17 protein-coding genes and 1 pseudogene are annotated in these 25,071 nt (G+C 68.4%); 8 read left to right on the top strand and 10 right to left on the bottom strand.

Translation table 11 applies throughout. The features are described from left to right. Positions 1-2: 2 nt before the first annotated feature. The 4 genes from GYB83_RS04020 to GYB83_RS04005 are packed head-to-tail and all read right to left on the bottom strand — an operon-like array spanning position 3 to position 3,749. Positions 3-1,040, bottom strand: a complete 1,038-nt coding sequence (locus GYB83_RS04020) for an NAD-dependent epimerase/dehydratase family protein (RefSeq protein ID WP_161894263.1) — start codon at positions 1,038-1,040, stop codon at positions 3-5. Beyond that, positions 1,037-1,696: a PIG-L deacetylase family protein gene (locus GYB83_RS04015; RefSeq protein ID WP_161894262.1), complete on the bottom strand. Its 660-nt coding sequence runs from the start codon at positions 1,694-1,696 to the stop codon at positions 1,037-1,039. The genes GYB83_RS04020 and GYB83_RS04015 overlap by 4 nt, the downstream gene beginning before the upstream one ends. Then, complete coding sequence (locus tag GYB83_RS04010) at positions 1,693-2,475, bottom strand: sugar phosphate nucleotidyltransferase (RefSeq protein WP_161894261.1); 783 nt, start codon at positions 2,473-2,475, stop codon at positions 1,693-1,695. Before GYB83_RS04010 ends, GYB83_RS04015 begins: the two co-directional genes overlap by 4 nt. Beyond that, positions 2,472-3,749, bottom strand: a complete 1,278-nt coding sequence (locus GYB83_RS04005) for a class I SAM-dependent methyltransferase (protein WP_161894260.1) — start codon at positions 3,747-3,749, stop codon at positions 2,472-2,474. Before GYB83_RS04005 ends, GYB83_RS04010 begins: the two co-directional genes overlap by 4 nt. Positions 3,750-4,018: 269 nt before the next feature. Here GYB83_RS04005 and GYB83_RS04000 point away from each other — a divergent pair, with 269 nt between their 5' ends. Next, the gene (locus GYB83_RS04000) at positions 4,019-5,752 is read left to right on the top strand and encodes a putative bifunctional diguanylate cyclase/phosphodiesterase (RefSeq protein ID WP_161894259.1); all 1,734 of its coding nucleotides are present in this window, start codon (positions 4,019-4,021) and stop codon (positions 5,750-5,752) included. 114 nt (positions 5,753-5,866) lie between these two features. Beyond that, positions 5,867-7,543: pseudogene (locus GYB83_RS03995) on the top strand (HNH endonuclease signature motif containing protein). 55 nt (positions 7,544-7,598) lie between these two features. On the opposite strand, the gene GYB83_RS03990 reads toward GYB83_RS03995, so the two are convergent. Next, positions 7,599-8,708 (bottom strand): glycoside hydrolase 5 family protein, encoded by a 1,110-nt coding sequence (locus GYB83_RS03990; protein ID WP_161894258.1) that lies wholly within the window; start codon positions 8,706-8,708, stop codon positions 7,599-7,601. Further along, a complete protein-coding gene (locus GYB83_RS03985; RefSeq protein ID WP_161894257.1) occupies positions 8,705-10,060 on the bottom strand; it encodes an O-antigen ligase family protein in 1,356 nt (451 codons plus the stop codon). The genes GYB83_RS03990 and GYB83_RS03985 overlap by 4 nt, the downstream gene beginning before the upstream one ends. Positions 10,061-10,206: 146 nt before the next feature. Here GYB83_RS03985 and GYB83_RS03980 point away from each other — a divergent pair, with 146 nt between their 5' ends. After that, on the top strand, positions 10,207-11,001 hold the full coding sequence (locus tag GYB83_RS03980) for a glycosyltransferase family 2 protein (protein ID WP_267130316.1): 795 nt from the start codon (positions 10,207-10,209) through the stop codon (positions 10,999-11,001). Between the two features lie 11 nt (positions 11,002-11,012). Here GYB83_RS03980 and GYB83_RS03975 read toward each other — a convergent pair whose 3' ends face one another. Genes GYB83_RS03975 through GYB83_RS03965 form a run of 3 tightly spaced genes read right to left on the bottom strand, consistent with a single transcriptional unit; the run spans position 11,013 to position 14,631 of the window. Beyond that, on the bottom strand, positions 11,013-12,101 hold the full coding sequence (locus tag GYB83_RS03975; RefSeq protein WP_161894255.1) for a glycosyltransferase family 4 protein: 1,089 nt from the start codon (positions 12,099-12,101) through the stop codon (positions 11,013-11,015). Then, on the bottom strand, positions 12,098-13,468 hold the full coding sequence (locus GYB83_RS03970; protein WP_161894254.1) for a hypothetical protein: 1,371 nt from the start codon (positions 13,466-13,468) through the stop codon (positions 12,098-12,100). The genes GYB83_RS03975 and GYB83_RS03970 overlap by 4 nt, the downstream gene beginning before the upstream one ends. Then, positions 13,468-14,631, bottom strand: a complete 1,164-nt coding sequence (locus tag GYB83_RS03965; protein WP_161894253.1) for a glycosyltransferase — start codon at positions 14,629-14,631, stop codon at positions 13,468-13,470. The genes GYB83_RS03970 and GYB83_RS03965 overlap by 1 nt, the downstream gene beginning before the upstream one ends. Before the next feature lie 292 nt (positions 14,632-14,923). Between GYB83_RS03965 and GYB83_RS03960 the strand changes: the two genes are divergently transcribed. The 3 genes from GYB83_RS03960 to GYB83_RS03950 are packed head-to-tail and all read left to right on the top strand — an operon-like array spanning position 14,924 to position 18,572. Next, a complete protein-coding gene (locus GYB83_RS03960; protein WP_161894645.1) occupies positions 14,924-15,991 on the top strand; it encodes a glycosyltransferase family 4 protein in 1,068 nt (355 codons plus the stop codon). Continuing rightward, positions 15,988-17,490 (top strand): oligosaccharide flippase family protein, encoded by a 1,503-nt coding sequence (locus tag GYB83_RS03955; protein ID WP_161894252.1) that lies wholly within the window; start codon positions 15,988-15,990, stop codon positions 17,488-17,490. The genes GYB83_RS03960 and GYB83_RS03955 overlap by 4 nt, the downstream gene beginning before the upstream one ends. 2 nt (positions 17,491-17,492) lie before the next feature. Continuing rightward, entirely contained in the window at positions 17,493-18,572 is a 1,080-nt protein-coding gene (locus GYB83_RS03950; RefSeq protein WP_228461159.1) for a glycosyltransferase family 4 protein, read from the top strand. 126 nt (positions 18,573-18,698) lie between these two features. Here the strand turns inward: GYB83_RS03950 and GYB83_RS03945 are convergent, their stop codons facing one another. Next, positions 18,699-20,861: an acyltransferase family protein gene (locus GYB83_RS03945; protein ID WP_161894251.1), complete on the bottom strand. Its 2,163-nt coding sequence runs from the start codon at positions 20,859-20,861 to the stop codon at positions 18,699-18,701. 253 nt (positions 20,862-21,114) lie between these two features. Between GYB83_RS03945 and GYB83_RS03940 the strand changes: the two genes are divergently transcribed. Both GYB83_RS03940 and GYB83_RS03935 read left to right on the top strand, forming a co-directional pair. Continuing rightward, a complete protein-coding gene (locus GYB83_RS03940) occupies positions 21,115-23,355 on the top strand; it encodes an acyltransferase family protein (RefSeq protein WP_161894250.1) in 2,241 nt (746 codons plus the stop codon). A 195-nt stretch (positions 23,356-23,550) separates the two neighbouring features. Beyond that, the gene (locus tag GYB83_RS03935) at positions 23,551-25,062 is read left to right on the top strand and encodes an HNH endonuclease signature motif containing protein (RefSeq protein ID WP_161894249.1); all 1,512 of its coding nucleotides are present in this window, start codon (positions 23,551-23,553) and stop codon (positions 25,060-25,062) included. Positions 25,063-25,071 lie beyond the last annotated feature (9 nt).

Here is a 25,071-nt window from a genome sequence, read left to right as displayed (position 1 = left end):
AGTCACCGGGTCTCGGCGAGGCGGCCGACGGGGCGCATCGTCTCGTCGACGAGACCGCCCGCGCGGAGCAACTCGAGGCGGGCGAGGCGGACGAACCGCGTCGCGAAGCCTGCGTCGGTCAACATCCGGACCGCGTACTCGCGGGCCAGTTCGGCGGCGCCGTCGGCGACGGTCCACTTCGCGCGGAACGACAGCTCGTCGCGGGCCCGACTGAAGTCGACGCGGTACGAGCGGGCGTCGGCGCCGGTCTCGCCGGTGATGTCGACGGTCGCGGCCGGGACCGCGTCCGCGACCGCGTCGGCGATCTGAGAGACGCGCACGTTGTTCAGTTCGGTGCCGATGTTGTACGCCCGCGACCGGACCACGTCGGCGGGCGCTTCCAGGCAGGTGATGAACGCGGCCGCGATGTCCCGCGCGTGCACCAGCGGCCGCCACGGCGTGCCGTCGGACATGACGGTGATCCGGCCGGTGAGCAGCGCATGGCCCACGAGATTGTTCAACACGATGTCGGCGCGCAGACGCGGGGAGAACCCGAACGCCGTCGCATTGCGCAGGAAGACGGGCACGAAGTCGCCGGATGCGAGGGCAGCGAGGTCGTCCTCGACGCGGACCTTCGACACCGCGTACGGCGTCAACGGCCGCAGAGGAGCGTCCTCGGAGACGAGGCCGTCGCCGGCCGCGCCGTACACCGAACACGTCGACGCGTACAGGAAACGGGACACGCCAGCGTTCTTCGCCAGCCGAGCCAGCCGCGTCGACGCCCGGTGATTGATGTCGTGCGTCAGGTCGGGTGCGAGCGCGCCGAGCGGATCGTTCGACAGGGCGGCGAGGTGGATCACCGCGTCGAACCCGTCGAGCATGTCGACCGTCACATCGCGAAGGTCCACGTGCAACGTGGGGGCGTCGTCGTCGCGCTTGCCGAGGACGCAGTCGGCGAACAGGCCCGTGTCCAGGCCCGTCACGTCGTGTCCGGCGGCGGTCAGCATCGGCGACATCACCGTCCCGAGGTAGCCCTGGTTTCCGGTCAGCAGCACTTTCATTCGGCACTCCCGTGCAGTCGGAGGATCATCTTGTCGACGCCGAACCCCTCGGCGTACCGGGTGCGGCACTGCATGCCGCGCAGCCGTGCGAGCCCGAGGAACACGTCGTCGTCGAACCAGTCGCGGGACTCCTGCGACGGGTAGTGCGCGTGCAGCAATGCCGTCTTCTCGCGGGCGATCTCGTCCGTGAGCGGATGCAGGACGTCGGGGGTCGGGGTGTCGGTCTCCCACTTGGGGATCTCGTACCGCAGGGTCAGGTGATCGCGGAACTCCGTCGGCACCAGCTCGGCGAGCAGTCGGTGATCCTGATGCGCGTCGTCCCGGCGGGGAGCGAAGACGGCGTCGACGTCGGCCGCCGTCTCGCGGAACGCCCGCAGTCCGGACTTGACCTCGCCCCAGTGAGCCGGGGTCCGGCCGTCGGGCAGGTCGAGGACGGTCAGTTCCAGCCGGGCTCCGGGTGCGAACGCTTCGAGGGCTGCGGCCTCCTCCGCCTGTCGAGGGGTGCCCGCACCGGTCAGGACCAGTGCGTGGACGCTCAGACCGGGGTGCGCCCGCGCGAGGGTCAGCAGTGTTCCGCCCATGCCTATCGCGATGTCGTCGCAGTGCGCTCCGACGACGGCGATCGCGTCGAGACGATCCGGACTCAGCCCGATCATGCGGGCTGCCGCTCCCACAGCATCCACGGGCGGTCGCCGTGCGCGTAGCCTGCCTCCAGGTCGGCGCGCTCCTTGTACGTGTCGGCGGGCTTCCAGAATCCGGTGTGCCGGTAGCCGATGAGACGGCCGTCTGCGGCCAGCTTCTCGCAGGCGTCGGCGACCAGGTCGCCGTCCTCCGGGAGCACGTCGAACACGTCCTGCGAGAGCACGAAGTAGCCGCCGTTCTCCCAGATCGGGAAGTCGGACACGGGAGTGATGCTCTGCACGCGGTCCCGATCGTCCGTCTCCACGCAGTGGAACGACGACTGGGGAGGAACCACCAGCATCGACGCCGCGGCGTCGGACGTCGTGACCCGCTCGATCATGGCGTCGAGCGGCGCGTCGGTCAGCACGTCGGCGTAGTTGGCGAGGAAGTACTCGTCGTCGCCGAGATGACGTCGGACGCGGCGCAGTCGTTCGCCGATCGCCGTCTCGACACCGGTGTCGGCGAACGTGATCGTCCAGTCCTTGATGTCGGTGCTGAGCATCTCGGGCTCACCGCCGTGCAGGACGAAGTCGTTCGACTCGGTCTCGCGGTAGTTCAGGAAGTAGTCCTTCACGTAGCTGCCGCCGTAGCCGAGGCACAGGATGAACTCGGTGTGCCCGAAGTGCGCGTAGTACCGCATCACGTGCCAGATCAGGGGTCGTGGGCCGACCATCTGCATCGGTTTGGGGACCACGTCGCCCGCGCCGTTGCGCATCCGCATGCCGTATCCGCCGCAGAAGAGGACAACCTTCATCGGCTCGAACTCCTTCGTGTGGTGGTGGAGTCGGCGGGATCGCCGATCCTCGTGATGCGCAGTGTCGGGAGGGGGACGACGATGTCCACCGGATAGTCGAGGGTGTCGCTGAGCTGCGCGATGATCTCGGTGTCGAGGTTCCAGGGGAGCACCACGACGGCGTCCGGGCGGTCGTCGATCAGCCGCTGCGGGGGATGGATAGGAATCCGCGTGCCCGGCGTGAAACGGCCGTGCTTGTACGGGTTCCGGTCGACCGTGTACTCGAGCAGATCGGGTCGGATGCCGCAGTAGTTCAGCAGCGTGCTGCCCTTGCCCGGGGCGCCGTAGCCGACCACTCGTGCTCCCGCCGCGCGCTGAGCGAGCAGATAGTCGAGCAGTGCGTTCTTGACGGAGACGGCCCGCTCGGCGAGCCCGGCGTAGCCGTCCACGGTGTGCAGCCCCGCGGCATCCTCGGCGGCGAGCGCCCGCTCGACCGACGGCTCCGGTTCGCCTGCGACGGCGGCGGGTCGCGCCCACAGGCGGATCGATCCGCCGTGCGAGGCGAGCAGTTCGACGTCGACGAGTGCGAGCCCGCCCTCCGCGAGTGCCCGCTGCGCCGACAGCACCGTGTAGTACTGGAAGTGCTCGTGGTAGACGGTGTCGAACTGGCCGAGTTCCACGAGGTTGAGAGCGTGGTGGACCTCGATCGACACCCAACCGTCGTCGGCCACCAGCGTTCGGAGCGAGCGCGTGAAACCGTTGAGATCGGGGATGTGCGCGTACACGTTGTTCGCGACGACGAGGGCCGCGGGTCCGTGCTCGGCGCGGACCGCGTCGGCGGTCGGCTCGTCGAGGAACGCGGTCAGCGTCGGAACGCCTGCCTTGCGGGCGGCGTCGCTGACGTTGGCGGAGGGTTCGATGCCCAGACAGGTGACGCCCGCGTCCACCGCGTGCCGTAGGAGATACCCGTCGTTGCTGGCGACCTCGACGAGAAGGCCGTCGTGCGGCAGGCGACCGCTGTCGAGCGCGCCCGCGACGAAGCGCCGGGCGTGCTCCACCCAACTGTCGGAGAACGACGAGTAGTAGGCGTAGTCGACGAACGTCTCCTCGGGTCGGATCGACGCCGGGATCTGCAGTAGCAGACAGTCAGCACACAGTCGGACGTGCAACGGGTACGTCGGTTCGGGGTGGTCGAGGGCGTCCTCGGTCAAGAAGGATTCGCACGGCGGCGAGGCGCCCAGATCGAGCACGCTCCGGAGGTCGCCCCCGCGACACAGTCGGCAGCTCGTGTCCATGAAGTCCCCGATTCCGTTTGATCTTCCCGGCGGCCTCGACGCCCTCCGGATCGATCACGATTATTCGGTGCGCTCATGCGTATCACCAGCTCGGATGTCTGATTCTCTGATCGCCCCCATCACATTCGAATAGGCTTCCTCGTAGCGCTTATCGCGCGTAGAACTATCGCGATGCCAGTGTTCTCCGGGTCCTCCCCGGCGGTGCTACAAGTGTGGTCGGCGTTCGGTGAGATCAGGCCGACGACCAGCATTAGAGACGAGGACGGCATATGGCGATCAGCTGGGGTCGAGGTCTGCTCCGGGCGGGCGGAAACGCCGTCGTCGCCGATCCTCCGGCGGCGACTGACATCGCGCTCGGCGTCGTCCCCACGAACTACGGAATGCTGCTGAACCTGGTGTCACGACCGGTGGTCCTGTGGTCGGACGGAGTGATCGTCTACGCCAATCCGGCCGCGGAGCGGACCGCGCGCCCGGTGATCTCGGACAGCCTCGTCGGGCATCCCATCACCGATGTCGTCGACGTCGACTCGGTCGCCCGGCTCTGGTCGACGGTGCTGTCCGGCCGCGGTGCACGGACCTCGTCGGCGCATGTCCGGATCCAGCTCGTCTGTCGGGCTCCCGCCGTGGTTCAGGCAACCGTCAGCGAAGTCGTGTTGCCCGACCTCACCGCGATCCAGCTGATCTTCGACGATCCGACGTTGGCGTCACTCGCCCGCAAGCGAGACGACCTGACGGGACTCCACAGCAGATCGGGGGTGGTCGACAAGCTGGCCGCTCAGATCGGAGCCCTCGACCCGCGAGGCGATCGGCGGGTCGCCGTGATCACCCTCGATCTCGACGGCTTCTCCCGCATCAACGACTCGATGGGCGCCGACGTCGGAGACGAGATCCTCACCGCGATCGCCGACAGCCTGCGCGCGGCGGTTCCCGTGGGCGCCGTCGTCGGGCGGTTGGGGGCCGACGAGTTCGTCGTGGCCGCAACAGTGCACGATCAGCCGGACGGCTCCGCCGATCTCATCGGTCGAGTGCGGTCCGTCGTGTCCGAACCGGTGCCGACCAGTGGGGGCAGCGAACACTGGTTGAACATGCGGATGGGGTTGGCCGTCGCGTCGCGCGGCGACCGGCCGTCGGATGTGCTGCGAGACTCCTCGATCGCCCGTCGCCGCGCGTCGTTCCGCCGCGATCCCGCGTACCTGCGCTTCCAGCAGGAGTTCCGCGAAGAGGCGCAGCATCGTCTCGGGATCGAGAAGGCGCTCCGGACGACGCTCGCGTTCACCCCGGAACACCTCGTCGTCGTGTACCAGCCGATCATCGCGCTCAGCGATCGCCGTGTGGTCGGGTTCGAGGCGCTGGTCCGATGGAACGATCCGGAGCGCGGTCTGATGCTGCCGGGGGACTTCATTCCGATCGCCGAGGAGTCCGACCTCATCGAACAGGTCGGCGGGCACGTGATCGACGCGGCGATACGCGAGGTCGCGGCGGCCGTATGGGCCGACGACGTCTTCCTGTCGATCAACCTGTCCAGCAGGGAACTCTGCGACGCCGATCTCGCCCCTCGTCTCGCTGCTCTGTGCGACGAGGTCGGCATGGACCCGCGCCGCCTGCGCATCGAGGTGACCGAGACGGGGTTCGCCGTCGACGGCGACGTGATGGCGGCTGCCGCCGGGCAGCTGCGAGCCGTGGGAATCGGTGTGTTCCTCGACGACTTCGGGAGCGGACAGTCGTCGTTGAGCAGACTCGTCGGCCTTCCGGCGACAGGCATCAAGACGCCGTGCGAGTTCGTCCGCAACGTCGAGGAGCGGAGCGACGTGCAAGCACTGCTGTCGTGCGTGGTCGCCCTGGCGGGAGCTCGCGGAGTGGACGTCGTGATCGAGGGGATCGAGAATGCGGCCCAGGAGAAGGCCGTCGCCGACAGCGGCGCCGAACTGGTCCAGGGATTCCTGTACGGCCGCCCCGCACCGCTGAGCGACTTCGCGTCCTCCCTCGTCCTCTCCGGCCACTGACCCGTAGTACCTCTGGATCGCCGCGCCACAAGACCGGCGGACTGGCGCACCGATCGCATCGTTGTGATTGATCGTGGACTGTCCCCGCACCGGAAAGTTCGTCCACTGATCACCATGGACAAAACATCAATCAAATCCCAGGCTAGTGCTATCGAACATACATTCGACTACAATGAGGGCAACGAAAGAATCAGACACCCGGCAGAGGAGGTGGACACCATGACGAACGTCGAACTCCCCGACAATCCGCTGGACCTCGTGCGGTTGCAGGACGAGGTCGCACAGAAGCTCGCCGCGGTGTCGCTGGCCGGGCTGTCGGACCGGGAGCTGCTCGTGGCCTCCGAGGTCAATGAGCGGTCCAATCGTCGCGGTGTCGGTGTGGATGCCCGGTTGTTCGCCGAGGTCTCCCAGCGTGGTGCGTACCGCCTGGCAGGGTCGCAGATGCCGGGCAAGTACTTGGAAGGCCAGTTGCGGTTGTCGGCACGGGCCCGCAAACAGCGCACCGATGCCGCGTTGAGCCTGAGCTCGCTGGTCGCCTTCTCCGGCGAACCACTCGAACCCATACTCCCCGCGACCGCCACAGCGGTGGCCGACGGTGACCTCTCCCTCGACCACGTTGCGGAGATCGTCGACGTCATCGACGCGATCCCGTAGGCGGTCCCCGCCGATGTGAAGGCCCGTGCCGAAGCAGAGTTGGCCGGGGTAGCGCGGACGTTGACTCCCGAACAGACCCGGACCGCCGGCAAGCGGATTCTCGCTCACCTCGACCCCGACGGGGAGTTGACCGACGACACCGACCGGGCCCGGAGTCGTGGTGTGACCCTGGCTCCGCAGGATCGGCGGCTCATGTCGGCGATCAGCGCGAAGCTGACTCCGGCGGCACGGGCGAAACTCGAAGCGCTGCTCGTGTCCTGGGCGGCGCCGGGGATGAACAATCCCGACGACGAGCAGTCGCCGTCCGGATCATCGGCCAATGTCGATCCCGAGGCGCTGTCTGCGGCGGCTGAACGCGAGACTCGTTCGCAAGCCCAGCGCAATCATGATGCGTTGGAGGCGATGTGGACGTTCCTGATCGCCAACGGTGGTCTCGGTGAGGGTACGTTGTCGTCGCAGCTGGTGGTGACCGCATCGCTGGACGATCTCGAAGCTCGTACCGGTGTCGCGACCACCGCCACCGGCACGCGTCTACCGGTCAAGGATCTCGTCGAGATCGCCGGAGACGCGACCCCGTGGCTGGAAGTGTTCGTGAACGCCTCAGCACAGATCCTGTACCTCGGCCGCGGCAAACGCCTCGCCTCTAAGGCGCAACGATTGGCCCTGTTCGGTCGTGATCGCGGCTGCACTGCGCCCGGATGCACGGTGCCGTGGTCGCGGACCCAGGCGCATCACGTGCCCGACTGGCAGGACGGCGGCCCCACCGATATCGATCATCTGGGTGGTGCGTGCGGAGGCCACAATCGCAGCGTGGATACCAAGCCTGGCGGGTGGGAGACCACCATCCTCCGGTCCGGGCCGTTCAGGGGCCGGGTCGGGTGGCGGCCCGCCGACTCGAATGAGCCGTGGAAGGTCAATCACGCGTTGCAGCCGGAGAAGATCCTCCCGGCGTTCGGGGATCGGGTCACCGCGTCCGGGTCGGCGGTGGAGAAGTGGCCTGTCTTGCCGGATTCCGGCTCCGCCACCGGGTCCGCCCGTCCCGGAAGGGACGGATGTGGTGCGGTACCCCGCCTGACACGGGTCAGGCGGGGACACCGCCACGTCTTCAGCGGGACGCGGCGTTGTGCGACGTCTTGATTCCTTCGGCTCGCGTGCTCGCTCAGGACGGCGGCCCGCTCGACACGAGAGTGCGTCAGCAGTGGGTGAACTCGGAGATGGCGGTGTAGGCGGGCTTGGGAGTGAAGTCCGTGTGCATGAGGCCGAAGTGGTTCTCGATGTCGTCCGGGTTCCGGCCCCCGCGGTCGACGGCGCTGTGGATGATCGTCGGGCCGATCAGCGGGTCGACCGCCATGCGGGAGAGGATCTGCATGATCGCCGTCTTCTGATCGTCTTCGGTCACAGCCTTGGCGGGGTCGCCCCCGGTCGGTGCGCCGAACTCGGTGATCCACACCTGCTTGCGGCCGTCGCCCGCCTGACGCATCGTGTCGAAGACCAGGTCGAGCCGCAGATAGGTGTTCCATGTCGACGTCGACGTGTCCTCCGGCAGAGCGGGGAATGTGTAGGGATGAATGCCGACGCCGTCCCATTCATCGATGTCGCCGAGGGCGTACAACTGCTTCACGAACGTCGACGGCGAGTAGTTGATGCCGTCGTCACCGGTGGGAGCGAGTCCGCCGGTGATCACCGGCGTGGACGGTGACACCGACTTCACGGCGCGCGACGCCGCGATCAACAATCGGTGATAGCGGACGACGTCGGGGCGGGGGAACGAGCGGAAGACGAGATTCGGCTCGTTCCAGATCTCCCACGCCTGGACACGATCGCCCTCATGCCGAGCCGCGTCACGAACGAAGCGCCCGAATCGCGCTGCCGATCCGGGCAACGCCGCGTCCGACGACGCCTCCTGCGGCAGTCGCGCCCACTCGGGAGTGCCGAACACGACTGCCAACACCTGGAAGCCGTGCTTCTTGGCGAGGGTGATGACGCGGTCGGGCACGCGCCAGTCGAGGGTTCCGCGCTCGGCCTCGACGACGTCCCACTCGATGCCGATGCGGACCCAGCGGGCGCCCATCGCGGCCATCGCCGCGAATTCACGTTCGACCGCGGCATTCGACTTCGTCATCATCTCCGCGCCGCCCGCGAAGCCGACCGACCGTGCGGCCGTGCACCGCTGTTCGGCCGCCGCCGACGGGGTCGGCGTGGTCTCGCGTCGTGCCGCGGCGGTAGTCGCGACAGTGACGATCACGGCCGCCACCAACACCGTCACGATGCCCGCAGCCACCTTCCAGACGGCGGCGCTCATGCCCGGACTCCCATGCTCCGGCCACCGACGGCGGTCACTTGAATGCATCCGACGGCGCCCAGCAGCAGCCAGGTGAACGCGTCCATCGGGAAGATCTCGTACAGGGTCGCACCGATCGACGCCGCGGCCGACGCCGCGATGACAGCGGCGACCCCGGCGGCGAATGCACCGTCGTACGGAATGACCGCGCGGCGGGACACGGTGACTGCGCTCAACAAGCTCACGACGAGGAACGTGACGAACAGCCACAACCCGATCGGCCCCAGTTCCACCAGGACCTTCATGTAGTAGCTGTCCGGCTGATACGGAAGTCCGAACGCGTAGGCCGAGGCTCCGTCGATCCGGACCGCGAGCGATTCGGGCAGGTGCGGGCCGTCGGTGACGAGTTGCTCGGCGGCGGCGCCGGAGGTGCCCAGCCCCTTGCCGAACGGATTGTCGACGACGGACCCCATCGTCGCCTTCCAACCGTCGGCGCGCGTCTGCGAGCTGGCGGTCGAGAAGATGGTCCCCGTGATCGACGTCGGTGCGAGCAGCAGAACCGGGAGCGCGGCCACCGCGAGCCCGCCGAGCGCGTACAAGACCACCCGATAGCGGATCACGCCGAGAACGACCAGCCCCGTGATCAGGCCGATGAAGCTGGCCCGAACCACCGACAGCGCCTGTCCGACCAGCAGCAGCGGCATGCACCAGAAGAACACCTTGCTCCGCAGACGAGACGGGTCGTTCAACGACACCGACAAACCGATGAGGATCACCAACATCAGCATCAGGGCATACGGGAACGGCTGATTGAAGGTGCCGAAGCTGCGCAGCATGCCGCCGGCTTCACGAACCTCTTGCCCGTACTCGTAGCCCATCGCGACGAGGCGTTCGGTGCCCAGCATCTGCTGGACGACGCCGTACACGGCGTTCACGACGCCGATCGCCATCAACACGGTCACGAGGCGGTCGCGGTCGTGCACCGTCAACGGTGCGAACCAGCAGATCACCACCAGCAGGACGTAGAAGAACGTGATCTTGACGGGGAGCGCGGCGAGTGTGCCCGCGGTGAAGACTGCCGACAACGAACCGAACACGACGAGTGCGGCGACCGCGGGCCACCAGGGTGCGTGGAAGTCGCCGCGCGGTCGTCCGCGGGCGCCGACGACGGCGAGCACGAGAGTCAGGAGGATCAGACCCTCCTTCCAGAACGACGGGACCAGCCCGTGCGGAAGCACTTTGAGCAGGCCGTGGAACGGGAGGAGCGCGGCGAGCACGAGGAGCCCGCGCGCGGGCCGACGCCAGATGGCGTTGGCGGTGACGCCGAACCCGACAAGGACGATCAGATAGCCGATCACTCCGGCGAATGTCATGCGATCACCTGCTCGACACCGGCTTGCGGCGACATATGGGGAAAAGGTAGAAGTGGCGTCGCGGCGAATGAACTCTTATCGCCGAAAGTGAAGTCGACTGCCAGGAGAAATCGGTGAAACCAGCGGTCTCGGTCTGCATTCCCACGATGAACTCGGAACGGACTCTGCGCGCGACCATCGATTCGGTACTGGCTCAAGACTTCGTCGATTACGAAATTGTGGTCAGCGATAACGCGAGTGATGACTCGACTATTGAGATAGCGGAGTCGTTCGGCGACGATCGGATCCGAATCGAGCGCCACACCGAACGTGTCTGTCTGGCCGACAACTGGCATCGAGGGGTGCTCGCCGCGCATGGGGATCTCGTCAAACTGCTGTGCAGCGACGATCTGATCGCGCCGACCTGCCTGAGCGTCCAGACACCCCTCATGACCGACCCGGAGGTCGCGCTGGTGGCGTCCCGCTACGACGTCGTCGACGACGACGACGAAGTGCTGGCCCGCGACCTCGGCCTGGCGGGCTTCGACGGCAGACATGAACCGTGCGACGCCATGCGCGCCTTCGTCCGCGGCACGCCCGACGTCCTCTTTCCGACGGCGGCCGTCCTGTTCCGGCGCGACGACTACGTGCAGACTCGCGGCTTCCGCGACGAGTTCGTTTACACGCTCGACTTCGCCGCCTGGCTCGACATCACCGCGCGCGGCGCCCTCATCGTGTGCCCGGAACCGCTTGCCGGCAGCCGGGCGTCGGCGTTCAACGTGTCCAGTTCCACGAGCACATGGCGCAAGGCGCGCGACGTGATGGGCTTCAACCGCTGGGCGTACCGCGTTCACGGCGGCGCGGCGGGACCGATCCGCCGCCGAGACGAGGTGAGCGGAGACCTCGTAGTGCTGCAGTCCCTCGTCCATCGCCTGTACCTGCGGGCGACGGGGACACGCTGACGGCTGCATCGTCACCGGGCGCCCAACGCGATCTGCTCGAGGTAGACGTCGACGTAGTCGGCCGACATCCGGGCGGCGGAGTAGCGGGCCAGGCCCTCGTCTCCGGCCGCGACGAGCCGTTCGCCGACGGCCGGATCGTCGAGGACTCGACGCATCGCGGTCTCCAACGCGGCGACGTCCTCGGCCGGGAACAGAAGGCCGGACGCGCCGTCGTCGAGCGCCTCCGGGACGCCGTCGACGGCCGAACCGATGATCGGCAGCCCCGCCTCCTTGGCCTCGAGGAGCACCAGCGGGAACGGGTCGTGCCGTGACGCGAGGACCATCATCGTTGCGGCCCGCAGGACGGTCGCCGGCTCGCGGTTGAGGCCTGCGAAGCGGATGCGGTCGCTCAGCGGAGACGCTGCGACGCGATCGACGAGCTCGGTCCAGTCGGGGTTGCCGACGAACCACACCGATGCGTCCGGATAGTCGTCGGCCAGGCGGGTGAACGCGTCGACGACGACGTCCGACCCCTTGCGGTGCGATACCGCGCCGAGGACCACGATCATCCGGCCGTCGACGGCGGCGGGTTCGACGGATGCGGCGGGTCGTCGTCGAGGTGTGCCGACGGTGCCGTTGTGGACCACACGTCGGCGTCCGACGGGGATGCGCCGTCGGGCCATCGCAGTGTCGACGGCGTGGCTGACGCTGACGGTCATGTGCGCCAGCCCCATCAGCGACACCCCGCGCTGATACTCGTTGTGCACGGTGGTGACCAGGCGGTACCGCGGACGTCCGCGGGTCGCGGCGGCACGCGTGCGGACCGCGTACGCGAGCCCGGCGAGCATCAGCGTGTGCGAGTGCACCACGTCGGGGTCGAGGCGGTCGACGCCGACAGCCAACGCCGTCGTCGTGGCCGCGACGTCGGCGGGCCGACGCCCGATCGGTAGCGGTACATGTCGCGCGCCGAACCGTTCGATCAGGTCGACGTACTCGCCGCCGCGTGACATGACCGTCACGTCGTGGCCGGTCCGTGCCTGTTCGCACGCCAAGTCGACGGCCACGTTGATGATGCCGTTGCCGGCGTCCGCGAGGTCGTTGACGAGGTGGACGATCCTCATCGGCCGTCCTCTGGCGACGGGTCGGCGGCGGGCGCAGCAGGGGCCGGCTGCGGCGTCGTGAGCTGGCCGGATGCGTTGAGCTCGGCGATCCGGGCCAGGAGCAGCTCATCGAGCAGCGAGCCGATCAGCTGTGACGAGTCGGTGGACGTCAGGCGCGGCGCCGCGGCGAGCGGTTCCGGCTCGGGTTCCGGCTCCGGCTCCGCGGGCGGGGCGCTCGGCGCCATCACGACGTGCACGGGAATCGTGAGGTCGGCGATCGCCGACAGCGTCGAGTCGAGATCGGCGCGGATGCTCTCACCCTCCACGACCATCACCACGATCAGCCCGACGGTGGCGTCCACCTGGTCGATCCACGCGTCGTCCAGGTCGACGACGACGACGTCCTCGGGCACCGGGCCGTCGAATCCTCCCCACTCCGCGATACCCGCCGAACGCAGGATCACCGCGTGTTCGCCCTCGGGCAGTCTGCCCAGCATGGTGCGGGCCAGCGCGGGGATGCGGTCGCCGCTCACGGCGTCCTCGACGGTCGCGCCGTGCTTGTCGGCGATGCGTCGAATGGCGGAGCCCGTCGCTCGACGGCTGAACCGGGCGCGGATGAAGACGACGGCCTCGGCGGCGATCAACACGGTCAGCAGGCCGACGAACACGGCGAGCGCAGGCGATTGCGGCGCAGTCTGGCGGGCGTCGTCGCTGCTCGGCGTGCTCAGGGCGCCGAGACCGTTGACTCCGCCGGATTGGATCCGCTGGATGTCGTTCTCGATGGACTTGCGCTGCTCGATGAGGTTGTCGCGCTCGGTGCTGTCGGACGACCGCATCGCGGTGATCCGGCTGCCGATGTCCCGACTGCGTGCGGTCAAGGTGGCGGCGGCGCGATCGAGTTCGCCCGCGCGTTGCTTGCGCGAGGCGCTGTCGAGGGCCTTGATGGTGGTGGCCGAGAGTTTGGCGGCCTCCTCGGCGGTCGGCGCCGTCGCGGTGACCGCGATCAACAGCGGGGAGCGGGTCTCGGTGACGCTCACATTGTCGGCGACGCGGGCGGCCGACCAGGCCGATCCCATGCGGTGCGCGATGTCCTCCCGGACACCGGACGTCGTCGCGAGCGACAGATACGGCGCGTTGTTCTGATAGATGTACACGTCGCCGGCCATGATCGGGATCTGCGCGTCGATCTGTGCGACCGTCGTGACCTCGAACTCGTCGTCCGCGGTCGCGGTGATCGTCAACGTGATCGCGAACGCGACGACGGCGACGGCTATGGCGATCGGGAGGGCCTTGAGCAGGTTCCTGAAATGGCCGAGCAGGTCGGGACCGAAGCGCAGGAGGTTCGATTCCTTGTGGACGTCGTTCGGGTTCGATCGTTGCGTGGACATCAGAGTTCCTCTGTCGTGGAGAGCGGTACGGGATCGGTGTCGCGGCGGGAGTCGGGTGGGTCGAGGCCGATCCAGGCCGAGATCTCGGTGTCGAAGCGCTCGGCGGAGAACAGTCGTGCCCGGTCGACCACGGCAGTCCGATCGAGGGCCGCGGCCCGCTCGAACAGTGCGCTCAGGTCGGCGGTCGCCGGGTCGCAGAGCACCCCCGACACGCCGTCCTCGATGATCTCGGTGGCGCCGCCGACGTTGCGGGCGATGGCGGGTGTGCCCGAGGCGAGGGCTTCGACCGTGGTGATGCCGAAGTCTTCGACGCTGAAGTTGAGGAACGCCGTCGAGCGTGCGTACAGCTCGAACATGAGGGCGTCGCTCACGCGTCCGACGAAGGTGACCGGTGCTCCGGTGCGAGCCGCCTGCGCGCGCAGGGCGTTCTCCGCCGGTCCGGCTCCGGCGAGCACCACCGGGACGCCGGTGCGGCTCGCGAAGTCGACGACGATGTCGAAGCCCTTGTAGCCGACGAGTCGCCCCACGGAGAACGCGAACACGGCGGGCAGCCCGTCGAGGAGCTCGGCCTCGGCGGTGGTCAACGATGCGGTCCAGTCGGTCTCGACGATCTTCGTGACGTCGGCCGGGGGATGGATGACGCGCGCCTCCTCACCCCAGGTGGCGCGGATCCGGTCGGCGACGAACCGACTGTTCGCGACCACGGAGCGGTTGCCGCGTATGCCGAGACGGTCCAGGCGCCGCAGGACCGGCCGGGCGGCGGCCCCCGCGAGGCCGCGGCCGCGCGGGTCGAGCTCGGGAGTCCAGATGTACCGCGCCGGGGTGTGGACGTAGATGAACTTGTCCATCTCGGGGTCGGACTCGAAGAAGCGCGCGTGATGCGCGAACAGGTGCGTGCTGATGAGGGCGAAGTCGTAGCGTCCCGGCACCCAGTGCCACATCAGCGGCTGGAAGGGCATCGACAGCATCTTCGTCCGGCGCAGCGGCGTGTACGCCAGCGGACTCTGCCGGACCGTCGACGAGGCGAAGCGCGTCTGGGCATCGTTCCAGAGGCACGTGATCTCGGCGTCGGGAAGGAGTCCGGCGAACGCTTCGAGAACTTTCTCGGCTCCTCCCGTCTCTTCGATCCACTCGTGCACTATCACCGGACTGATGTGGCCCATAAATCTCTCGCTGTCTCAAGGAGCGATCCGGCTGGATCGTCTGTCAGGGTGAGGTCGCGCCGCCAAACGCGTACCTGCCCGTGAGGGTGGACATCGAGAGATATCAGGATGGAGTTACATCGCCGCAAATCCGATTCGAGAATGACAATAGCCGAGAATTCGGGAATTGCAAAGCGAAGACAGTTGGCAATGCGGCCGCTTTGATGCTTGTATTTCGCGGACAGTGATTCGCCATTTTCGGGCGATGAGCGGAATGAATTCCCATTCCGTTGAGAAGGGCGTCCTGATGTCAATGGAGACCACCGTGTCCAGACGATCGTCGACGATTGGATTCGGCGCATTGGCCCTCGCCGTCGACGGTGCGGGGGTGAGCACGTACGAACGCGAACTGATCGCCGCGGTGAGTCGGCGCCTGCCGGCCTCCGCGATGCTGACAGCCTCCGTGCAGGAGGCGGCGATCCCGGCGTTGCCGGATTCGGTCGCCGCGATCGCGGTGCCTCGCAACAGCGGCGTCGTACGCGCACTCCACGCGAAGGCTCCGACCCGGGCAGCCGGACTCTTCCACGGACTCGACGTCGACCTGCCGGTCTCCGGACCCGATGCCACCGTCGCGACCGTTCACGACCTGTCGGTGTTCGACGTCCCGTGGGCGTTCTCGCGTTTCCGGGCCACCGGCGAACGACTGCTCGTACGTGACGCTCTTCGGCGTGCCGACGAACTGATCGCGGTCTCGGAGTTCACCGCGCAACGCGTCCACGACCTGTGCGGTCGTACCGCGACGGTCACCCATCTCGCACCCGCACCTTGGGCCCGGCCCGCGTCGGACGCGGAGATCGACGACGCCCGACGACGCTACGGCCTGCCCGAGACCTTCGTCCTGCAGGTGGGCACGATCGAACCCCGCAAGCGTCCGCACGTCGTCGCCGAGGCCGCGCGGTCCGTCGGAGTTCCCTTCGTCGTCGCCGGTCAGGGGTCGACCTCGGTGCGCGCCCCGGAATCGGCGATCGGTCTGGGCTACGTGCCGACCGATGATCTGCCCGCGCTGTACGGCGCCGCCACCGTCGTCGCCTACGCGTCCGTCTACGAGGGATTCGGTCTGCCGCCCGTGGAGGCGATGTCGTGTGGCGCCGCGGTGCTCGCCAGCGCCGTGGGGGCTCTGCCCGAGGTCGTCGGCGACGGCGCCGTCCTGGTGCCCGGCGTCGGCCTCCGCGACTGGACCGACGCCCTCCGCGACCTGGTGAACGACACCGATCGTCGGACCGAGCTCCGCACGTCCGCCGCGGTCCGCGCCGCACGCCTCTCGTGGGACCGGACGGCGGCGCGCACGATCGACGTGTACGCGTCGTTGGGTTTCGCGTGACGGTGGAGCCGACGGAGGTCGCGGTCGACTCGTCCCTGTCGAAGCGGGCGGTGTCGAACACGATCGCGATGCTGGTCAGCCGGGTCGGCATCGCGGCGATGGGCTGGCTGGGCACCATCCTGATCGCTCGTTCCCTGTCGTCCGACGACTTCGGCAAGTTCTCGTTCGTCTTCGGCGTCCTCGGCATGATGGCCGTCGTCACGGACCTCGGGGTGGGCCGGGTGGTCCTGGCTCGACTCGTCGGAGACGACGAGGATCAGATCGCGCGGGTCGCCGCGTCGTTCGTCTGGCTGCGCCTGGCGCTCGGCCTCATCGGCTATGCGGTTGCCCTCGCGGTCGTGGTCGTGACCGGCCACGATGGCGACGTGATCGCCGCGACGGCGATCGCCGGACTGGTCGTCGTGATCGCCACCCCGAGCCATGCGCTCACGGTCATCTTCCAGAGCAGGCTCCGGCTCGGCCTGGTCGCCGCGGGGGAGGTCGCCGCGCAGGGTGTGCAACTCCTGCTGACGATCGCGGCCGTTCTGTTCGCCCCTCTGCTGCTGGTGCTTGTGATCCCCGCGATCGCGAACGAACTGGTGAGCCTCGGCGTCAAGGCACGCGCGCTGCTGCGCGGCGCGGACGGACCCGCGCCGCGCGGCGGCATAGACGGCGCGCTGTGGCGCGAGATGCTGATCGAGGCGGTGCCGCTGAGCATCGGCCTCGCTTTCGTCGAGGTGACGGCCAAGGTCGACGTCCTCCTCCTGGGGCGGATGGACACGTTCGACGCCGTCGGCCTGTACTCGATCGGATTCAAGTTCTCCGACTTCATCGGGGTGGCGTGCGTCGCCGTCGTCACGCCGTTCACGACGCTGCTGGTGGCGTCCTGGCCCGGCGACCACGCCGGATTCCGGCACGCGGCACGTCGGGCGGCCGCCATCATCAGCGCACTGTGCGCGGTGGGCGTCGCCGCCCTCTACCCGGTGGCCGACGATCTCCTCCGTTTCCTCTACGGCGACCGGTTCGCGGTGGCGGCGCAGTCGACACGGCTGCTCGTGATCGCCGCGTCGATGGGCGCGTTGGCCCACCTCGGCATCATGATCCTGGTCGCGGTCGGATCGCACCGCGTGTACCCGTGGCTCACCCTTACATCGTTGTGCCTGAACATCGGGCTCAACCTCTGGCTGATCCCGCGGGCGTCCTACCTGGGCTCGTCGTGGGCGATGGTCGTCAGCGAGGCCTTCCTCCTGGTGGCGGTCATCGTGCTGGTCGCCGTCTCGCTGCCGGTGAAGAGGGTGCTGTCGGCTGTCCATCCACTGCGCGCGACCGCCGTCGCGGCGACGGTCATCACGTTCACGATGATGACGCCGGGAGTCGAGGATTCGCCGTGGCCGGTGCGCGCGATTCTCGGCGGCGCGGGGACGTTGGTCGTCCTGCACCTGTGCGGCGGCACCGACGGATTCAGCATCCGAGCGCAGGTCGGGCGCCTGCGCGATCGTCGTTCCATGAGTGAGGGGTAGCCGTGTCCGTCTCCCGAGTGGTGTTCGTGTCCCACACCCGGTCGTTCTCCGGGGCCGAAGCGGTGATGCTGAATCTGGTCGCCGAGGCGGTCGACCGGGGGCTCCGCGTGCTCGTCGCATGCCCGGCCGGGGCGGTGGCCGACAAGCTCCCGTCGAACGTCGAGCACGTCGAACTGCCGTCGCTGGGCCTGTCCGGTGGTCGGGGCGTGGGACGCGCAGCCGCCGTCGCCCGCCTCGCGTCGCAATGGCGGCGGGCCGGCCGGATTCTCGCGGCGTTCGACGACGACAGCACCCGGATAGTCGTCAACTCGTTGCCCGCGCTGCCCGCCGTTCGCTTCGGCCGACTCCGGGGAACTGCGACGTGGCTTGTCCACGACACCGTCGCCGACCGGAAGCAACGGCTGTACGTGCGGATCGGCTCCGGTGCGCTCCGCCGGGCCGTCGCCGTGTCGGACGCCACGGCCGAACCCCTGCGGACGAGCGGCTTCCCGGTGGTCGTACGAGTCAACGGCGTCCGCGTCGACGTCGACGCCGCACCGCTCGAGCATCCGGGCACGCCCGTGATCGGGATACTCGCCGCGCTCACCGAGTGGAAGGGGCACGTTCCGCTGCTCGAGGCGATCGCGCAGGTCGACGATGTACGCCTGGAGATCGCGGGGGAGGGCTTTCCGGGCGACGAGGAACACGTCGAGCGCCTGCGCGCTCTGGCCGAGCGTCCCGGGCTGGCCGGCCGCGTCAGCTTCCTGGGGCGGGCGGACGCGGGTGAGTGTCTTCGCCGCTGGACGGCGACGGTGTCGGCGAGCATCAGGCCCGAGGCCGGTCCGCTCGGCGTCCTCGAAGCACTCGCCGTCGGGTGCCCGGTGATCGGCACCGATCACGGCGGCACAGCCGATTACCTCGCGGCCGGTTGCGGTCTGCTCGTCGCGCCGTCGGATCCGCAGGCGCTGGCCTCCGCCGTCCGCCGTGTGGTGGCCGACCCGACCCTGCGCGCCGACCTCGCCGCCCGCGGGCGTGCTCGCGTCCGCTCTCGTCACGACATCGACCACACGATCCCGGCGACCCTCTCCGCCCTCCTCGGCTGACCAGGTACCTCGCTTCGCGCGGACTCGGTGGCGCCCGAAGATCGGTCTCGTAGTCGAAGTCCGATGACGATATGTCGGCGGACCCCGATGATTCGACCGATCTTCGGGCTCCCTCGCTCGCCCGCGCTATCGAGGGACGGGGACGAGGGCGGTCCAGGGGAGGACGGCGCCCAGCTGACGTTGGACTTCGAACGTCAGGGAGCGGACGTACGTCTGGGTGAGGTGATGGATGTCGCGGTACACCATGATGTTGCCGATCACCGCGGGGCAGAACGTGGCCGTGCAGATGCCGTCGCTGAAGTCGAGGGCGTAGAACAGCGGGTCGCGTTCGGCGTAGGCGATGCCGGGGTCGACGGCGTTCAGCGCGCGTGCCCGGACGGTGCCGCAGCTCGTCGAGTTGCCACCGTCCGACAGGCACATCGGGGTGTCGATCGGGCCCTGATCGTTGCCCGGCCACGGTGTGTCGCGGATGCCGACGACGGGGATGCCCGCATCGGTGAGCTTCTTGAACGCGTTGATGTAGCCCTGCGGGACGAAGTCGCCCGGCCCGGACTCCGCGGGACGGGTCGAGTTGGTGACGACGGCGTCCGGACGGGTGCGCAGGAGGTCGGCCATCACCTCGTTGTTCCACGCGAAACACTCCGGGTACGGCACCCGTTCGAGGTAGGCGGGGTTCTCATCGGTGGTGATCGGGCAGCCGCGCTTCACGTAGGTCACGATCTTGATGCGATTGCGTTTGGCGATGGTGTCGAGCGCGCTCAGCCACATCTCGGTGTGCGATCCGCCCGCGAGGGCGATCGTCTTGGAGCCGTTCTTGTCGCCGTACACGCCGACGGCCGGCGTCGTCACGTCCATCTCCACCATGACGCCGTCGAAGTACGTCTGCGGCAGGTCGGACGCGGCGGCCAGTGGAGTCGGCTGAGGGTCGAGGGCCGGGACCGGGGCTCCGTTGAGGAGGGCGCGCGCGCCGGGATAGAGCGTCGGATCGAGGTTCGTGGTGTCGACCTGCACGCCCGCGACGTGTCGATCCCATGCGGTGATCGCGCCCGCGGTCCCCGCCGACAGGAGGACGAGCACGACCGTCAAGATCGCCGGATAGGTGATCCGCGGATGCCTCGGCCAGCGGATGTGCGTCATCGACGACCGGCCGCCGCCGCGCATCGGGTCTTCGACGTACCTCTTCATCAGCCACGACAGTCCGAGGGAGACCGCGAGGATCGCCGTTCCCTCGACGGCGTTCGCGTGGTCGATGCTGTTCCAGGTCAGGTAGAAGATCAGCAGCGGCCAGTGGATCAGGTACAGCGAGTACGACATGGTGCCCAACCACACGGGACGCTTGCCCGCGAGCAGCCGATTCGCCAGCGGCCTCGGTTCGCCAGCGGCGACGTGACCGGCCCAGATGATCAGCAGCGTCGAACCGACGGGCACCCACGCGAGGGGTCCGGGATACTCGGCGACGCCGTCGATCCACCAGCCGCACGTCGCGATCACCAGCAGAGCCGCGACGGTGACGCCGCTGCGCAGCCACGACGGCACGCGGACCGCGGGCATCCAGATGGCGAGGAGACCGCCGACGAGCGGCTCCCACAGGCGCGAGAACGTGTCGTAGTAGTTGTACGGCTGATCGATGTGCAGCCGATGCTGAGCCCACAGGAACGACGCGACGGCGGCCGCGAGGATGACGACCGCGAAGACGCTCCGGATCACCGTCGCGCGCGCCACGACGGGGAACCGCGCGGCGAGCAGTTTGAGGGCTCCGGCGATCGCCAGCAGGACGAGAAGCGCCCCGACGAAGAACTGGCCCTGCATCGACATCGACCACAGGTGCTGCAGGGGACTGTTCGCCGAGCTCGCGGCCAGGTAGTCCTGGGAGTTCCGCGCGAGGTGGAAGTTCTGGTAGTACAGCGCGCTCGCGAACACCTCGCGGCCGATGTTGAGCCAGCGGGTCTGGGCGATGACGATCGTCGTCAGCACGGACACCACGATCAACACCGTGTAGAGCGCGGGCAGCAGACGGCGGAGCAGCCGTTTCAACCGCGGCCACGGGCTCACGGTGTCGCCGAACCCGATGTTCGTCGACTGGCTGTGCACAGCGTGCCGGACCAAGGAGCCGATGAAGAAGTATCCCGACAGGGTCAGGAAGACGTCGACGCCGCCGGACACCCGGCCGAACCACACGTGGAAGCAGGCGACCAAGGCGATCGCGATTCCCCTGAGCCCGTCGAGGTCGGATCGGTAGGCGGCCTTCACCGCGTCACCGGACGGAGAATCCGACTTCTGGTCAGCCATTGGTCGTCTCCGTTTCATGCTCGCGCGGGTCGCCGCATCGAACGCAGACATGGCGAAACCGTCGGTTAGCCTAGCAGCCGGAACCTGAGGGAACCCTCTCGATGGTGACGGCACAGATCGGGCCGTCGAACGTCCGTCGAACGCACGACGGACGGCTGTCGTCCGATCGATTCGACACCGGACACTCCGTTATGCTGGGCCGCGTGCTGCGCCCGGACCCTCTTCGCCGACCCCGCAGGCAGGAGTCCGCCCGATGACGGGGACGATCGCGCGGCCGAAGAACGTCACGAACTCGCGCAGGCGCAGGCTCGTCGAAGAGGATGTCGACCTCGGTGCGCCCGCCCCCGTGACGGTGGCCGAGGAGACGCTGCCGACCGCGGCCCCGGCGGAAGAGCCCGTTGTGGAGTCCGCGGAACCGGTGGTCGAGGAGATCGTCGACCTCGCGCCGACGGATCCCGAACCGCACCGGGTCGCCGAACCGGACGAGTCCGAGGCGGATGAGTCCGAGCCGGACGAGACGCCGACCGTGCGGATCCCGGCCGCAGTCGTTCCGGCCGCGCCGGCTCCCGCACCGCCCGCCGAGCCCGCCGCCGAACCGGTCGCGGCCGGGACGGTCGCACCCCGACCGACGATCGAGCCGGGACGGATCCGGCGCGCACCGGCCCTGGACGGGCTCCGCGGCATCGCGGTCCTCTCGGTCGTCGTCTACCACCTCTTCGGCGACGCGCTGCGCGGCGGCTATCTCGGCGTCGACATCTTCTTCGTCCTGTCCGGCTTCCTCATCACCTCGCTGCTGGTCCGCGAGTTCGGATCGGGTGGACGGGTGTCGCTCGACGGGTTCTGGACACGTCGAGCCAGACGCATCATCCCGGCGTCGGTGACGGTTCTGGTGGTCGCCACCGCCGTCGCCGGACTGATCGGCGGCGACGTCGCGGTGAAGCTGAAGGACCAGTTCTTCGGTTCCCTCTTCTTCGTCAACAACTGGGTGCAGATCGCGCAGTCGGACAGCTACTTCGCGGAGACGACGCCCCGCGTCTTCATGCACTACTGGTCACTGGCGATCGAGGAGCAGTTCTACGTCGTCTGGCCGCTGGCGTTCCTCGCCGTCATGGCGCTCACCCGCCGCTCGGAACCGCGGCGTCGCATGCTGGTGGCCGCGGGTGTCGCCACGGTCGTCGGCCTCGCGTCCGCGGGTTTGATGGCGTACCTCTACCACCCGGACACCGACCCGTCCCGCGTGTACTTCGGCAGTGACACGCACCTGTTCGGGCTGCTCGCAGGCGTCGCGCTGGCGCTGGTGATCACCGCGCCCGCATCCGACGCCGCCGACTCGTGGCCGCTGCGGCGCAGCCCGGCCGTCGCACGGTGGGTCGGTCTGACCCTCGCCCCGATCGCGTTCGTCGCGTTGATGGCGATGCTCTACCTGCTTCCGGACACGTCGGCGACCGCATACCGCGGCGGCATCCTGGTCGCCTGCCTGTTGACGACGCTGCTCGTCCACAATGCGGTCCGCGAGGACGGGCCGATCCCGAAACTCCTCAGCGTCCGCGCCTTGACCTGGTTCGGCGCGCGCTCGTTCAGCCTGTACCTGTGGCATTGGCCCGCGTTCATCGTCGCGCGCGAGCTGATCAACGGCAGTGGCAACGCGGCGACGCACACGGCTCCCGCCTGGATGGTCGGGGTGGTCGCCGCGGTCGCGAGCCTCGTGCTGTCGGAGCTGTCGTACCGGTGGATCGAGACCCCGTTCCGCCGCCTCGGGTTCCGTGGGGTGCTGTCGGCCCTCGGCGGTCACGCGCGGCGGTTCGCGCCGCTCGCCGCGATGGCCGCCGTGCTGACCGTGGTGATGCTCGCGGGCTCCGCCCTCGGGACCAGCCCGTCGAAGTCGGCGTTGGAGCGGCAGCTCGACGAGCTCGCCGAGATCCAACGGCAGGCCAACGAGGCTCCCGCCGTCGTCCTCCCGCCGAAACCGTCGCGTGACCTGCCGACGGGCCCCGAGATCACCGCCATCGGCGACTCGGTGATGCTCGCGTCGTCGCAGGCCTTGACCAGGCGGTTCCCCGGCATCTACATCGACGCGGAGGTGTCGCGGCACTACTCCGGAGGTGAAGGCGTGATGACCTCTCTCCTGGATGCGAACAAGATGCGCGAGTTCGTGGTCCTCGGGTTCGGAACCAACGGCCAGGCGTTCCCCGGCGAGTTGAACCGCATCGTGCGGATGCTCGGACCGGACCGCAAGGTGGTGCTGCTGGTCCCGTACGGCCCGGTCGCGGGCATCCCGGAGGCCGCTCGGCAGGTGATCCGGTACGCCAAACGGAAACCGAACGTCTTCCTGGCCCCGTGGTGCTCCATCGCGGACGCCCATCAGGACGACCTCGGCGCCGACGGCGTCCACCCGTTCGGTCCGGGCCTGAACCTGTACGCCGACGCCGTCGAGCAGGGCCTCCGTCAGGCTGTCAGCGGCACCAAGGACACGGGCATCACCTGCCCGCTCTGATGATTGATGCCCGGTGATCAGTGGTCGTAGGAACCACGAGACCGGCGGACTGTCGCAACGCATTGTGTCGTGTGTCTCACCGGGCAGTTCGCCCACCGATGACCGGGAATCACCCATCCATCGAACTGATGAACGTAGCTATTGTGAATTGTCCCACATTAGGATAGAATCGAGGCAACGAAGGAGGTGGACACCATGACGAACATCGAACTCCCCGACAATCCGCTGGACCTCGTGCGGTTGCAGGATCAGGTCGCGCAGAAGCTCGCGGTGGTGTCACTGGCCGGTCTGTCGAATCGCGAACTTCTGGCCGCCTCGGACATCAATGAGCGATCCAACCGTCGCGGAGTCGGCGTCGATGCACGGCTGTTCGCCGAGGTCTCCCAGCGCGGCGCGTACCGCGATTTGGGATCGCAGATGCCCGGCAAATACCTCGAAGGTCGACTCCGGTTGTCGGCGCGGGCTCGCAAACAGCGCACCGATGCGGCGTTGAGCCTGAGCTCGCTGGTCGCCTTCTCCGGCGAACCGCTCGACCCGACACTCCCGGCCACCGCTGCGGCGGTGGCCGACGGTGATCTCTCCCTCGATCATGTCTCGGAGATCGTCGACGTGATCGACGCGATCCCGGCTGCTATTCCTGCCGATGTGAAGGCCCGTGCTGAAGCCGAGTTGGCCGGGGTAGCTCGGACGTTGACTCCCGAGCAGACCCGGACCGCGGGTAAGCGGATTCTGGCGCACCTCGATCCCGACGGGGAGTTGACCGACGACACCGACCGCGCGCGGAGTCGTGGTGTGACTCTGGCTCCGCAGGATCGGCGGCTCATGTCGGCGATCAGCGCCAAACTGACCCCGGCGGCCCGCGCCAAGCTTGAGGCACTGCTGATCCTGTGGGCGGCACCGGGGATGAACAATCCCGACGACGAGCAGTCCCCGTCCGGATCATCGGCCAACGTCGACCCCGAGGCCCGTTCGGCCGCGGCCGAACGGGACACCCGTTCGCAGTCGCAACGCAATCATGACGCACTCGAGGCGATGTGGACGTTCCTGATCGCCAACGGTGGCCTCGGTGAGGGTACGTCGCTGTCGTCGCAGTTGGTTGTCACTGCATCACTGGACGATCTCGAATCGCGCACCGGTGTCGCGACCACCGCCACCGGCACGCGTCTGCCTGTCAAGGATCTCGTGGAGATCGCCGGAGACGCCACCCCGTGGCTAGAAGTGTTCGCGAACGCCTCAGCACAGGTCCTGTACCTCGGGCGCGGCAAGCGCCTGGCATCCCGGGCCCAACGGCTCGCATTGTTCGGCCGCGATCGTGGCTGCACCGCGCCGGGCTGCACTGTCCCGTGGTCGAAGACCCAGGCCCATCACATGCCCGACTGGCAAGACGGCGGCCTCACCGACATCGACCACCTCGGAGGGGCGTGCGGCGGCCACAATAGGTCGGTCTCGACGAAGCCTGGCGGGTGGGAAACCGCCATCCTGCAGTCCGGGCCCTTCACGGGCCGGGTCGGGTGGCGGCCTACCGGCTCGAACGATCCGTGGAAGGTCAATCACGCGTTGCAGCCGGAGAAGATCCTCCCCACCTTCGGGGATCGGGTCACCGAGTCCGGGTCGGCCGTCGAGAAGTGGCTGTCCTGCCGGATTCCGGCCCCGCCACCGGGTCCGCCCGTCCCGCCGGGAACGGATGTGGTGCGGTACCCCGCCTGACAAGGTCAG

It is taken from the genome of Gordonia spumicola, from assembly GCF_009932475.1.
In the GTDB taxonomy this organism is placed as follows: domain Bacteria; phylum Actinomycetota; class Actinomycetes; order Mycobacteriales; family Mycobacteriaceae; genus Gordonia; species Gordonia spumicola.
Note: the sequence above shows the minus strand (reverse complement) of the source record. Positions and strands in the feature narration are given on the sequence as shown.